Annotated in this window: 12 protein-coding genes and 1 riboswitch; of the genes, 6 read left to right on the top strand and 6 right to left on the bottom strand. The window is 72.9% G+C overall.

The features are described from left to right. Positions 1-93 precede the first annotated feature (93 nt). A complete protein-coding gene (locus tag ACFZCP_RS00310) occupies positions 94-888 on the top strand; it encodes a class II aldolase/adducin family protein (protein WP_391422698.1) in 795 nt (264 codons plus the stop codon). On the opposite strand, the gene ACFZCP_RS00315 is transcribed toward ACFZCP_RS00310, so the two are convergent. Then, on the bottom strand, positions 881-1,828 hold the full coding sequence (locus ACFZCP_RS00315) for a DUF4429 domain-containing protein (RefSeq protein ID WP_391422700.1): 948 nt from the start codon (positions 1,826-1,828) through the stop codon (positions 881-883). The genes ACFZCP_RS00310 and ACFZCP_RS00315 overlap by 8 nt on opposite strands. A 190-nt stretch (positions 1,829-2,018) precedes the next feature. Here ACFZCP_RS00315 and ACFZCP_RS00320 point away from each other — a divergent pair, with 190 nt between their 5' ends. Together ACFZCP_RS00320 and ACFZCP_RS00325 are read left to right on the top strand one after the other, a co-directional pair. Next, complete coding sequence (locus tag ACFZCP_RS00320; protein ID WP_391422702.1) at positions 2,019-3,305, top strand: hypothetical protein; 1,287 nt, start codon at positions 2,019-2,021, stop codon at positions 3,303-3,305. Positions 3,306-3,558: 253 nt separating this feature from the next. Next, the gene (locus tag ACFZCP_RS00325; protein WP_391422704.1) at positions 3,559-4,089 is read left to right on the top strand and encodes a DoxX family membrane protein; all 531 of its coding nucleotides are present in this window, start codon (positions 3,559-3,561) and stop codon (positions 4,087-4,089) included. A 207-nt stretch (positions 4,090-4,296) separates the two neighbouring features. Here the strand turns inward: ACFZCP_RS00325 and ACFZCP_RS00330 are convergent, their stop codons facing one another. Together ACFZCP_RS00330 and ACFZCP_RS00335 are read right to left on the bottom strand one after the other, a co-directional pair. Further along, entirely contained in the window at positions 4,297-4,506 is a 210-nt protein-coding gene (locus ACFZCP_RS00330) for a hypothetical protein (RefSeq protein WP_391422706.1), read from the bottom strand. Continuing rightward, positions 4,493-6,088 carry a PspC domain-containing protein gene (locus ACFZCP_RS00335; protein WP_391422708.1) on the bottom strand — a complete coding sequence of 532 codons (1,596 nt, stop codon included), beginning with the start codon at positions 6,086-6,088 and terminating at the stop codon, positions 4,493-4,495. The genes ACFZCP_RS00330 and ACFZCP_RS00335 overlap by 14 nt, the downstream gene beginning before the upstream one ends. Positions 6,089-6,298: 210 nt before the next feature. Between ACFZCP_RS00335 and ACFZCP_RS00340 the strand changes: the two genes are divergently transcribed. Both ACFZCP_RS00340 and ACFZCP_RS00345 read left to right on the top strand, forming a co-directional pair. Continuing rightward, the gene (locus tag ACFZCP_RS00340; RefSeq protein ID WP_391422710.1) at positions 6,299-7,591 is read left to right on the top strand and encodes a PspC domain-containing protein; all 1,293 of its coding nucleotides are present in this window, start codon (positions 6,299-6,301) and stop codon (positions 7,589-7,591) included. Then, entirely contained in the window at positions 7,588-8,331 is a 744-nt protein-coding gene (locus tag ACFZCP_RS00345; RefSeq protein ID WP_362694013.1) for a response regulator transcription factor, read from the top strand. The genes ACFZCP_RS00340 and ACFZCP_RS00345 overlap by 4 nt, the downstream gene beginning before the upstream one ends. Before the next feature lie 72 nt (positions 8,332-8,403). Here the strand turns inward: ACFZCP_RS00345 and ACFZCP_RS00350 are convergent, their stop codons facing one another. After that, positions 8,404-9,468 (bottom strand): NlpC/P60 family protein, encoded by a 1,065-nt coding sequence (locus tag ACFZCP_RS00350; protein WP_391422713.1) that lies wholly within the window; start codon positions 9,466-9,468, stop codon positions 8,404-8,406. A 414-nt stretch (positions 9,469-9,882) separates the two neighbouring features. On the opposite strand from ACFZCP_RS00350, the gene ACFZCP_RS00355 reads away from it, so the two are divergent. Beyond that, positions 9,883-10,236, top strand: coding sequence for a hypothetical protein (locus ACFZCP_RS00355; protein ID WP_362694007.1), 354 nt, complete (start codon positions 9,883-9,885; stop codon positions 10,234-10,236). Between the two features lie 3 nt (positions 10,237-10,239). Here the strand turns inward: ACFZCP_RS00355 and ACFZCP_RS00360 are convergent, their stop codons facing one another. Together ACFZCP_RS00360 and ACFZCP_RS00365 are read right to left on the bottom strand one after the other, a co-directional pair. Further along, the gene (locus ACFZCP_RS00360; RefSeq protein WP_391422715.1) at positions 10,240-11,208 is read right to left on the bottom strand and encodes a tellurite resistance/C4-dicarboxylate transporter family protein; all 969 of its coding nucleotides are present in this window, start codon (positions 11,206-11,208) and stop codon (positions 10,240-10,242) included. Positions 11,209-11,329: 121 nt separating this feature from the next. Then, positions 11,330-12,541: an NlpC/P60 family protein gene (locus tag ACFZCP_RS00365; protein ID WP_391422717.1), complete on the bottom strand. Its 1,212-nt coding sequence runs from the start codon at positions 12,539-12,541 to the stop codon at positions 11,330-11,332. A gap of 7 nt (positions 12,542-12,548) precedes the next feature. Beyond that, positions 12,549-12,721: riboswitch (cyclic di-AMP (ydaO/yuaA leader) on the bottom strand. Between the last annotated feature and the right edge of the window lie 70 nt (positions 12,722-12,791).

Consider the following 12,791-nt stretch of genomic DNA (forward strand, 5'->3'; position numbering starts at 1 on the left):
GCTGCGTACGTCATCTTTACAAAACAGCTCTGCCTTTTTGTGCTGACCGGCGGTAACTTCCGGCCCGTACAGACATTCACCGCTGGAGGACCTATGCACGGGCCCACCCCGCCCCTGCCGCTGCCCACCGACCAGCTGCAGTTCGCCATGCCGCCGATGTACGACTCGGTCGAGGACGAACGCCGGCACCGCAAGGAGCGGCTCGCGGGCGCCCTGCGGATCTTCGGGCGCGCCGGATTCGAGGACGGGGTGTCCGGACACATCACCGCGCGCGACCCCGAATTCACCGACTGCTTCTGGGTGAACCCCTTCGGGATGCCCTTCCGGCACGTCACCGTGAGCGACCTCGTCCTCGCCAACCAGGACGGACAGGTGGTCGAGGGCCGCTACCACGTCAACCAGGCCGCGTTCACCGTGCACGCCCAGGTGCACGCCGCCCGCCCCGACGTCGTCGCCGTCGCCCACTGCCACTCCGTGCACGGCCGGGCCGTCGCCGCACTCGGCGACCTCGTCGACCCCATCACCCAGGAGAGCTGCGCCTTCTACGAGGACGTGGCGCTCTACGACACCTACACCGGCGTCACCGTCGACGCCGAGGAGGGCCGCCGCATCGCCGACGCCCTGGGCTCCCGCAAGGCGCTCGTGCTGCGCAACCACGGCCCGCTGACCGTCGGGGACTCGGTGGACGCGGCGGCCTGGTGGTTCCTGTCCCTGGAACGGTCCTGCCAGGTGCAGTTGATGGCCAGGGCGGCCGGCCGCCCGGTCCTCATCGACCACAAACAGGCCGTAGCCACCCGCGAACAGCTCGGCGGCGACCTGGTGGCCTGGATCAACTACCAGCCGCTGTGGCAGGACATCAGCCGCAGCGAACCGGACCTGCTCAGCTGAACCCTCTGAGCACCACCGCCTTGGCCATCGCGAACTCCTCGTCCGTGAGCACCCCGTCCCGGTGCAGCTCGCCCAGCTCCCGCAGCCGGCGCAACAGCGCATCGTGGTGGCCGGCCCCGTCGTGGCCGGCCCCGTCGTAGCCGGTCCGGTCGTGGTCCGCCCGCTCCCGGTCCGCCTGCGCCGGCACGGTGGCCTGCGGCCGGTCGCGGAGCGCGGACACGGCCCCGCCCCGGGCGGAGGGGTGCGGCAGCCGGGCGGTGACGGCCGCCGCGACCAGCGCGGTCAGCAGATCACGCCGGACGCTGCCCCACAGGTCGAGGGTGTAGGGGTCGCGCTCGGGCGGCAGCTTGGAGAACACCGTCTCCCGGGTCACGAACCGCAGGAAGCCGTCCTCGTAGCCGGAGTTGGGCAGCCACTCGACCTGGACCAGGTCGCCGAGCGCGATGATCCGTGGGCCGGTCGCGCGCTTGACCCGGTCGGAGCTGTCGGCCCAGTCGATGCGCACCTGGGTGCCGTCGAAGGAGACCGTACCGTCGGAGGACCGCACCGAGACCGGCACCGGCGGCCCCGCCAGCAGATAGGCCGTCGTGGGTTCCTTGGGGACCTCGTCGAGCAGCAGCGCGCGGCGGATCTCCTCGGCGACGTATTCGGCGACCCCGGAACGGTCCGCGTCCACGGTCAGCCGGTAGGGATCGGCCGCGTCCGGCAGCCGCCCGCCCGTCGCCTGCAGCAACGGGTCCGCGCCCTCGCGCAGCCGCATGCGCAATCGCCCGTGCCTGCGCTCGGGTTCGTAGACGACGCCCGAGACCGCGTCTAGGGGGACCGAGATCTCTCCGTACGTCTGCCGGAACAGCGGTACCGAGCGGTGGAGTCCGGGGGCGATCCGCACCGTGCTGCCGTCGAACGCCCAGGTGCCGTCCCGCTGGATGATCTCGGCCATGGGGAGATTCTCCCAGCCGGGTCAACACAAAGGCCCGGACTTCACCCCCCGTGACCCGGTCCGGCGGACCGGGGCCGCTCCGCGTAGGGCACAATTCGCTGTCGTCGCAGGGGAGTTGCACGGCTGCGGGACGGCCCGAGGAGCGGGCCGCCGGCCGTGTCTCGGGTCGTGGGGAAGGCGGGCGTCGGGCGTGGCGGTGCGGGAGGCGGGGCAGGGCACGGCAACGGGTGCCACCGGGGCACACGGCGGCGGCTGCACCTGCGGGGACTGTCCGCACGGGGCCCGCGAGGGACACCGGCGGGCCGTCGCCGCCTTCCTGCGCACACGCGACGAGTTCGCGGCCGGGCTGGGCCTGCCGGCGGCCGTGGCGCACTCCGCCTCCGCCTCCCGCCAGTGGGTCTCCGAGGAGCTGACCCAGCAGGCGGAGGAGGTCGCCGACCGCGGCCGCGCCGAGGGCGAGGTGTGGCTCGCCCGGCTGTGGCGGCGGACCGTGTACACGGTGTGGGGCGCGGTCGTCGTGCTGCTGCTCACCGAATCGCTGACCGCGGTCGGCGCGGGCTGGACCAGCGCGCGCACCGCCGGACTGCTCGCCGCGCTCCTGGTCGGGGGCGCGCTGAGCGCCGCCTCCTGGTTCCACCGGGCGCGCGGTGGGGTGCTGGCGCCGGTGATCGGCGAGGACAACCGGCTGTCCACCTCCCGCACCGTGGCGGCCGGCTGGGTGCTGGTCGTGGCCTACGCGGTCCTCGTGCTGGCGGGCCGCCTGGCCCTCGCCTCCGAGCACACCGAGCGCGACGCGCTGATCTCTGGTCTCGACCTGGCGCACGGGGCGGGCGTGGTGACCGTGCTGGCCGTGGTGTGCGGCATCGCCGTGCTGGTCCGCCGGGTGGTCGGGCTGCGCATCCTCGCCCAGCGGGTGCAGAAGGTGCCCGCCCACCGTCCGCGCGCCGCCGACCTGCTGACCGACGACGCCGGCCGGGGTGCCTTCGCCGACCTTCAGTACGTCGTCATCAGCGCCGTCGCCCTGCTGTTCGTCGCCGTACGGCTGGCCCGCCGTCCCGACGAGCTGCCCGACCTGCCCTGGGGGCTCGCGGTCGTGGTGCTGATCTCGGCCGCGACCTACCTGGCCGGCAAGTACGCCGAGGGCGGCCGTCCGGTGATCCTCTCCGTGGTCCGCGCCCGCGAGCCCGGCGACCTGGACGGCCCGATCCGCACCGGTGACGACATCGAGATCCGCGGCACCGGCTTCGTGCCGCCCGGGGCCCAGCACGCCGACCGCCTCTCCCGCATCGTCGTGCGCATCGGCGCGGTCGACGTCCAGGTCCCGCTGGTCCCCGTCACCGGTGGCTTCCGCAACCCGACGAACACCGTCCTGACCGTGCCCGTACCGGCCGAGGTGGAGCCCGGTGCGGCGGAGGTACAGGTGATCACCGCGGCCGGGGTGGCGACCAACCGGTGCATCATCGAGGTGACGGAGTAACCGCAGTCGTCGGAGCGACCGATGAGCGACGACGCGACGGCGCGAAGTGCGGCGGTGCGACGACGCTTCGTCCGTCGTACCGACGGCCCCCACCGGCAGCTCGCGCGAGCGGTGGTGGAGCGGGCCGTGCCTTCGCTCGTACAGCGGGCCGGGATCCGGGAAAACGTCCGGGAGGGGATTGAACGCACCCAGCCCCCCGTGCGTATCGTCGAATGGGGGGTCCGGCACGATGGGCGAGAGGCGGGCTTGAGCGATGACTCACGGCATTCGGACGGACACACACACCTCCTATCTGAACGGCGGCAACGACTGGAGGGAACTCGCCTCCCGCTTCGCCCTCCTTCCGCTACGCATCTTCCTCGGCGTCACCTTCATCTACGCCGGCCTGGACAAGCTCACCGACAGCGCCTTCATGAAGTCCGCAGGCGCCGGCTCGCTCGGCGACACGATGCGCGCGACCCGTGACTCCGCCGCCATCCCGGCGCTGGTCGACCTGGCCCTCAAGAACCCGGTCGGCTTCGGCTACGCCATCGCCTTCGGTGAACTGGCCGTCGGCATCGGCACCCTGATCGGCTTGTTCGGCCGCCTGGCCGCCCTCGGCGGCGCTCTGATCTCGCTCAGCCTGTGGCTGACCGTGAGCTGGTCCTCCACGCCCTACTACTACGGCAACGACCTCGCCTATCTGATGGCCTGGCTGCCCCTCGTCCTTGCCGGAGCCCCGTACTTCTCCGTGGACGCCGCCCTGCGCGCACGACGGCGACAGCGCAGCAGCGGCTACCGCTAGCCGGCCGCCCGGAGAGGCCCCGCGCTCACCGCGGCGGCCGGCCGCTCCGGGCGTGCTCCGACCGCTCCGGGCCTGGGCCGACGGCTCTGCGCGTGGGTCGGCCGTCGGTCGGCGGCTCCGGGCCGACCGCTCCAGGCGTGGGTCGGCGGCTCCTGGTGTGCGGCGGGGATTGCGGGTATGGGCCGGGCGCCGCTGACGCCGCGCCCTTCAGCTGCTTCTCGCCCCGGTGCGCCGGCGTATGCCCCGCGTCACGACCGCGGTTGCACCCGCCAGGAAGAGTCCGCCCACCACGAGCGGGACGATCAAGAACCAGGGGGTCTCCCACAGACCGGCCGCGTCTCCGGCGTACACGGTTCCGGCGGTGGTGAAAACGAGACCGGCGACCAACTTCCCGGGCTGGAACTCATGACGCAGCACGGCTGACCTCCACCTGTCCGACGCCGACCCGCAGACCGATCTCCAGCGTCCCCGCGTCCTTGCCGCCCTTGACCGATGACAGCGTCACGGTCCTGTGCCTGCCCGGCTGCACGTCCACGTCCCTCCTGTTGTCGCCGGGCAACCTGATGTCGCCCACTCCCACGTCGATCTTCATCCGCACCGCCGCGTCCGACGGCACGATCACCTTCAGTTGCCCCGCACCCACCTCGGCGTCCGTGGTCACCGTCCGTCCGCCGGCGGGGTGCACACGGGTCAGGTCCAGGGTGCCGACCCCGGTGCCGAGTTCGTACGCGGGGCGCACGTCCGCCGTCGCGGCCGGGGCCCAGGACGCTCGTCTCCACTGGGTCGTGATGTCCTTGGGCAGAGCCGTCGCCCCTGCGAGGAGCGCCGCCGTGACGATCGCCAGGAACACCGTCATGGCCCCCGTCCGCCCCAGGAACGCGCTGCACGCGATGCCCAGGCCGAAGACCCCCAGCGCACAGGCCAGGCCGGTCTGCAGGGTGGTGCCCAGCGGGTGGGTGTCCCAGGTGAGCCCGGTACCCAGGCCCCCGGCCAGCAGGGCGAGCAGGAATGTCCAGCCGCCGATCCAGCGGGGCCCGCGCGGTACGGGGGGCTCGGTGCGCGAGGGGCGCGGGGAGCCGCCGTGCGGCCAGGGATCGGCGATCCCGATGTCGATGGCCGGGACGAGGTCCCGCTCCCGGGCGTCGCCGGGGCCCCACAGATAGCCGGTGCCGCCGACATGGCTGCCGTCCTTGACTATCGGGTCCCGCCACCACGAGGGGTAGTAGGTGGCGATCGGCGGTGCCTGGGCCTCCGGCGGGGCGTCGGCGGCGGCCTGGGCGGTGATCGGGTCGGGGCTGTGGGCCCCGCGGTGCCGCGACCAGTACCCGGCGCCCGCCAGCAGCAGGGAGAGCACCACGGCGAAGGCCAGCACCCCGCCGTTCCTCAGCATGGTCAGGAAGATTCCGCAGCCGACCAGGGCGAACATCACGGCCGCCAGGGCCTGGCCGTCGACCCTTCCCGTCAGCAGCTTGCGGACCTCGTTCTCCTCTTCCTCCTCGTACGGAACGAGCAGCCAGGCGAAGCCGTAGAAGATGAGGCCGAAGCCGCCGGTTGCGGCCAGCACGGCGAGGGTGATCCGGAAGATCACCGGATCCATGTCGGTCTGCCGTCCGAGCCCGGCACACACGCCGGCGATCATCTTGTGCCGGCGGTCGCGCCGGAAGCGGTGGGGACCCTCGGCGGCGTCCCCTTCCTCCGTCTCCTCCGACGCCACCGATCTCCCGGCTCGAGTCGCACCGGCCGTACTGGATGTACTGGGTGCACCGGGTGTGCCGGCGCGGGTGTTCCGCCGGCCGGTGTCGGCACCCGTGGGCTGCTCACCGGCAGCGGTGCCGGTGGCTACGGGCGCTCCCGCCGCAGCCCTCGTCGTCTCTGCCGTCTCTGCCGCCCCTGTCTTTCCCGTCGCGGCGGGCGCGGCATCCGTCGGTCCGGTGCCCGGGGCCGGGCGCGGGCCGGGGCCGGGTCCCGGACCCGTCGCGGCGTGCTCGTGATCCGTCATGTGTCCATGGTGACCGCCCGGTGGGTGCGACGGCAGTCGGGATGACCCTGGGCGAACCCTGAGATCTGCCCCGAGGCGGGGCGGGGAGGTGTTCGAGCCCTGTCCGGCAGGCCGTTTCGAAAGGGAAGAGCGGCAGGTGAGGGAAGATCAGGGGAGACTAGGGGGCCGACCCTGATGCCTCGCCCCCGCGGCCGTGTGACCATCGATGGCATGCCGGAAGCCGCATCACTGTCACTCGACGACCCGCAGCCGCCGCGCAAGCTCTACCGCAGCAGCGACGGCCGCTGGCTGGGTGGAGTGGCGCGGGGCCTCGCCGGGCACCTCGGGCTGCCCGTGATCTGGGTCCGGCTCGCCTTCGTCGGCCTGTTCATGGCCAACGGACTCGGAGCGCTGCTCTACGCCGCCTTCTGGTTCTTCGTCCCGCTCGGCGTCGGCGGTGTCGGCGAGCCCAAGCCGCCGACACTGGTCGGCACCGAGACCTCGCCGGACGGCCGCCGCAGACTGGTGACCCGCAAGCCGGACAAGGGCCAGATCGTCGCCCTGCTCCTCATGGTCATCGTCTCCGTGGTCTTCGTGGGCAGCGTCAACCTGACCAGCGCGGCGAAGGCGTACCTGCTGCCCGCCGTCCTGGTCGCGGCCGGTGTCGCCCTCGTCTGGCGCCAGGCGGACAACGCCCGCCGGGCCCGCTGGGTGGAGGTCGGCAGCCGGCGGCGCACGCTCAGCCTGCTGCGGGCGGGCGTCGGCGTCCTGCTGGTGACAGCCGGTGTCTCGGCCATCTTCGTCATGCAGGGCTCGGCCGCACACCTCGGCGCCGTCCTCCAGGCCGCCCTCGCCGTCCTGGTCGGCATCACACTGCTCGCCGGCCCCTACCTGGTCCGTATGACCCAGGACCTGTCCGAGGAGCGCCTGATGCGCATCCGCGCCCAGGAGCGTGCCGAGGTCGCCGCGCACGTCCACGACTCCGTCCTGCACACCCTCACCCTGATCCAGCGCAACGCCGACAACGTGAACGAGGTGCGGCGCCTGGCCCGCGCACAGGAGCGCGACCTGCGTACCTGGCTGTACAAACCCGAGGGCACCGGCAAGGACGAGGCCGACGAGCCGGACACGGTCGCCGAGGCGGTACGGCGCAACGCCGCCGAGGTCGAGGACAAGCACGGAGTGCCCATCGAGGTCGTGGTGGTGGGCGACTGCCCGCTCGAAGAGCGGACCGCCGCACAGATGCAGGCCGCGCGCGAGGCGATGGTGAACGCCGCCAAGTACGGTGGCGAGGGCGGAGCAGTCCAGGTCTACGCCGAAGTCGAGGGAAGGACGGTCTTCGTGTCCGTCCGTGACCGCGGTCCGGGATTCGACCTCGACTCGATACCCGACGACCGCATGGGCGTTAGAGAATCGATCATCGGCCGCATGGAGCGCAACGGCGGCACCGCACGGCTGCGCAGTGTGCCGGGTGGCGGCACGGAGGTCGAGCTGGAGATGGAGAGGGTGGAGAAGACGTCATGAGCGACGCGACCGAGGCGAGCGGTACGGCGGGAGCGGCGGAGGGGGCCGGGTCGGGACCCGCTGCCGGCGGCCCGGGCGGGCGCCACGTGCGCGTGGTGCTCGTCGACGACCACCGCATGTTCCGCACCGGAGTCCAGGCCGAGATCGGGCAGACCGCCCAGACCGGCGTCGAGGTGGTCGGCGAGGCCGCGGACGTCGACCAGGCGGTCACGGTCATCGCCGCGACCCGGCCCGAGGTGGTCCTTCTCGACGTGCACCTGCCGGGTGGCGGCGGGGGCGAAGTGCTGCGCCGGTGCGCGGCGTTGATGGCGGACGCCGAGCGGCCCGTCCGGTTCCTCGCGCTGTCCGTGTCGGACGCGGCGGAGGACGTGATCGGTGTGATCCGCGGCGGCGCCCGTGGCTATGTCACCAAGACCATCACCGGCACCGACCTGGTCGACTCGATCTTCCGCGTGCAGGAGGGGGACGCCGTCTTCTCCCCGCGTCTGGCCGGGTTCGTCCTGGACGCGTTCGCGTCCACCGACGCCCCACCGGTCGACGAGGACCTGGACCGCCTGACCCAGCGGGAGCGTGAGGTGCTGCGGCTGATCGCCCGTGGCTATGCCTACAAGGAGATCGCCAAGCAGCTGTTCATCTCGGTGAAGACGGTCGAGTCCCATGTCTCGGCGGTCCTGCGCAAGCTCCAGCTCTCCAACCGCCACGAGCTGACGCGCTGGGCGACTGCCCGTCGGCTGGTCTGATCCGGCTCCGACGGCCGCTCTCACGCCACCGGCTCTGGCCACTGGCTCACACCACCGGCCCAGGCCATCGGCTCACGCCACCCGGGTGGCCCCGGCGAACGGCATCAGGTCGACGGGGGCGAGCCGGACCGGTGCCGACGGGTTCGGGGCGTGGATCATCTGGCCGTTGCCGACGTAGATGCCGACATGGCTGATGCCGGAGTAGAAGAACACCAGGTCGCCGGGCTGGAGTTCCGAGCGGGAGACGCGTCGGCCCGCGTTGATCTGGGCGTACGTGGTGCGCGGCAGGGAGATGCCGGCGGAGTGGTAGGCCGCCTGGGCCAGGCCCGAGCAGTCGAAGGCGTTCGGGCCGGTCGCGCCCCAGACGTAGGGGCTGCCCAGCTTCTGGTAGGCGTAGGCGACGGCAGCCGCCGCCCGGGTGTCGGGGGCGGCGACGGACCCGGCGTGCTCCAGGGCCGCCCGGGCGTCGGAGGCCGACCGCGAGGCACGGCCCGTTGCGCCGCCGTCGCCGGTGACCCGGGCCTGCTGCGGCGGTGTGAGCCGTGCCAGCAGCCTGCGCGCCTCCGTCAGCTTTGCGGTGATGGTCCGCTTCTGCTGCCGCAGTTCCGTCTGCCGCGCCCGCAGCGACTTCACCTCGATGCGGGCGGCGCCGCGCAACTGCTCGATCTCCCGGAGCTGTTCGCGCACCCGCGTCACCGCCCCGGCCTGCCGCGCGTCGGCTCGCTCGGCGAACGCGGCCCCCTCCAGGTACCGGTCCGGGTCGCTGGAGAGGGCGAGCTGCCATGCGGGGTCGATCCCGCCCTGGCGGTACTGTGCCGTCGCGTACGAACCCAGTGCGTTCCGGGCCGCGTTGAGCCCGTTCTGCTTGCGGGCGGTCTCGTCCCGCAGCGAGTTCAGACGTCGTTGGGCCGTGTCCGCCTTCTCCTTCGTGCCGTCGTACTTCTCGGTGGCGGCCTCCGCCTCCTGGTACAGCTTGTCCACCTTGGTCTTCACCTGGGCCGGCGTCAGCTGTGGCTCGGCGTGTCCCGTCCCGTCGAAGGCCGTCGCGCCGGCTGCGCCCGCCAGGGCGAGGGTGGCGGCCGTGCGGACGGTGGTGCCGCCGAGCGAGCGCTGGCGGGGCTTTCGGTGCGCTGCCACCTGGACCGTCACGTCCTTCCGTCGGACTTCTGTGCCCCGAGCGGTCGATGCGTCCGGCGGCGGCCCGTACAGGGGGAGCGGGCCGCCGCCGGATTTCTCGGGGGTGGTGGCCGCGTGCCGCCCCTGACCCGGGCGGCGGTGGGGAGCCGGTCACCTGGGGGAGGACGCTAGGCCGGACTGTGACAGGCAAGTAACGCACTGTACGGAACTGGCTGCGACAGATCGCGCCGTGACGGTATGTGACCGAATTGCTCGCCTGGAGTCGCCCTCTTCACGCAGCGTGGTGACCGATGTGCGGAACGGGGAACACACGGGGGCCGTGGGGTGCTATGGGGCGCATATATGCAGGGCCGGCACATGCTCCGGGGGCCCGGTGACCTGAGCCCTGGGAGCCCCTCATTAGGCTCCGGGCTCATGGACGTACTCATCCATCTCTTCGTCGGCCTGCACATCATCGGCATCGCGGCCCTGCTCGGCGGTTTCCTCACCCAGATGAAGGCGATGGGCCGGGGCACCGCCCGCTTCGTCCCCGGGATGCTGCACGGCGCGCTCACCATGCTGGTCACCGGTGTCGCCCTGGTCGGTCTCAACCAGGCCGACGACCACCACGTCAACACCATCAAGATCGGCGTGAAGCTGGCCCTGCTGATCGTGATCCTCGGGCTGGTCTACGTGCAGCGCGACGAGGAGAAGGTCGACAAGCGCCTCTTCGGGCTGGTCGGCCTGCTGACCACGGCGAACATCTTCATCGCCGTGCTGTGGACGTGACGCTCAGCCCGCTCGGCTGATCCCGGCGCGGGCCGCGAGCGCGGCGCCCGCCGCGACCACGAGCCAGGCCGCCACGGCCACCCACACCAGCACCCGCCCCGGCCCTGTCAGCCATGCGCCCCCGACGGCGGCCACGACCGACAGCGTGGCCGCCGCCGTCATTCCCATCGGGAACACCGTCGCCCACCGCCGGGTGTCGTAGCCCGGCCGCGGCCGGACCGCCTCGGCGGCCAGCAGCACCACGTACCAGGCCAGGTCCAGCACCAGCAGCACGACCGTCGTGTCACGCAGCACACCGCGGTCGTCGTCGTTCCAGAGATACAGACGCGCGCTGTCGGCGGACAGCAGCCTCGCCCCCGCCAGCGCCGAGATGGCGAGCGCCCCGCCCGCGATCCACTGGTCCCCGGGCCCCTCCAGGACCTGCCGCAGGTCGAAGTGCACCAGGGCGAGCCCGTAGAGGACCAGGCCCAGCCAGAACAGCACCATCGCGGCGCGCGCGAGCCATGCGGTCGTCGTGGCCGCGGCCAGGGTCGCGGCCAGCACCGCGAGCCCCTCTGTGGCCACACAACACAGGAACACCGCCCCTGGCATGCGCGGCCGCCAGTGCCGTACGACGAGCACCAGCAGCGGTGGCCAGAGCAGCGCCGCCAGGGCCAGTGACGTCTGCGCGAGATGCTGCAGGCCGAGCGCCGAGATCCGGGTGCCGAGGACCGTCGTGGCGGCGACGGCGGTGAGCGCGCCCGGGCTCCGGGCCTCGGTCACCCACCGCTCCCACTGCCCCACCAGCCGTACGGCGAAGTGCGCAGCGAGCGCCACCCAGGCGATGCAGGCGAGCCACAGGAAGACCCGGGACAGCGTCTCGGCGCCTGCCAGGTGCAGGTCCACCGACACGATGCCGGTCGCCATCACGGCGGCCCCCGCCGCCGGCGGACGCCCCGCCCACCACGCACGCAGAGCCGAGATGCCGGGCATGCGCCCGATGCTAGGCAGCCGGGCGGCCCGCGGGGGGAGGGCACGCGCGCGTGGGGCTCGAAAAGAGCACGGGCCGGGAGAGCGTGGGTCGGGCAGGTACGGGTCGGGAGGAGGGCACCGGTCAGACGGGCCGCACCACGCTGTGCACGACCGATTCGCCCCACTGGTAGACGGGCTCCTCGCGGACGCACCCGCCGGGCGTCGGGGCGTGGACCAGCTTGCCGTCTCCGGTGCAGATGCCGACATGGCTGCTGTCGCCGTGGAAGAAGACCAGATCGCCCGGCAGGAGGTCGGCGAGGGGCACGGGGGTGCCCGCCCGGGCCTGGTCGCGGCCGGTGCGCGGGAGGGCCACACCGGCGGCTCTCCAGGCGGCCTGGGTCAGGCCGGCGCAGTCGTAGGAGCCGGGGCCACTGGCACCGGACACGTACGGCTTGCCGATCTGGGCACGGGCGAAGGCGACCGCCTTGTCGGCCCGGCTGGCGTACGAGCCGACGGATCCGGTGGACCCGGTCGACCCGGTGGACCGCGACCCGATGGATCCGATGGACGATGAGTCGGCGGATGCCGTGGACGGCGATCCGGTGGATCCGGTGGACGGCGACCCGGTCTCCTGCCGTGCCCGTGCCCGCCGCCGCGTCGGCTCGGCCGTCTGCCACGTGGCCTCTTCCCGGTCCGGCTGCTCGGCCGTCTGCCATGCGGCCTCCTCCCGGTTCCACTGCCCGGCCGAGGCCGGCTGCGCGTTCTCCTGGGCCGTGAGCCGTGACAGCAGGTCGCGCGCGGTGACGAGCTTCTTCTGGACGGCGGCCTTGGCCGCCTTCACGTCGTACGGTGCCGCCGAAGTCTCGGGGCTCGCCTCGGGGGCCACGCCGGGGTCCACGTCAGGGGTGGCGTCGGGGTCCGCGGTGGTCCGCCCCCGCTCGGCCGCGTCCTTCACACGCGAGGCCAGCCGCTTCATCACCCGGTGCGGGGCGAAGTGGTCCTGCGGAAACTCCGCGAGGAGGGCGGTCGTGTCCGGGGCGGTGGCGAAGGAACCCAGCCCCTCACGGGCCTTGGCGAGCCGGCCCGGGCGCCGGGCACTCTCCTCGGCCAGGGCGTCCGCCTTCCCCTGCTGCCGGCCCGCCGGCTGCTCCTCGGCCGCCGCGTCGGCCCGGCGGTAGAACTCGTCGACCTTCTTCTCGATCTCGGCCGGGCTCGGACGGCCGTCGAGTGCGGGGACGGCCTCGGCCGTCTGGGACAGGACGGCCACGGAGGTGATGGCGGCGGTGGCGAGAGCGGGTGTGCGGACGCCCGCTCCGAGGGCTGTGCCGGGGCGCGGCTTGCGGTGCGACGCCAAGGGAGGCGACTCCTTCCAATGGGCCGCCTACCGGGTTAGCTGTCGGGTTCGGGCGGGTGGTTCGGAAGGGTTGCCCTACGGCTTCGTCCCGGACGGGAGTCGGCCGATTCACCCCAGGATCGGTGGGTCCCCGGCTCCGGCGGCCATGTGGAGGCGTACCGGACTCGGCGGAGGCCGCAGCGCTCGGCGACGTTCGCCGGAAGGGGGTCGTGCGGCCTGACCGCAACCTAGCCAACTCGTGTGACTCCTG

This window comes from Streptomyces sp. NPDC007971, assembly GCF_042958635.1.
Lineage (GTDB): Bacteria > Actinomycetota > Actinomycetes > Streptomycetales > Streptomycetaceae > Streptomyces.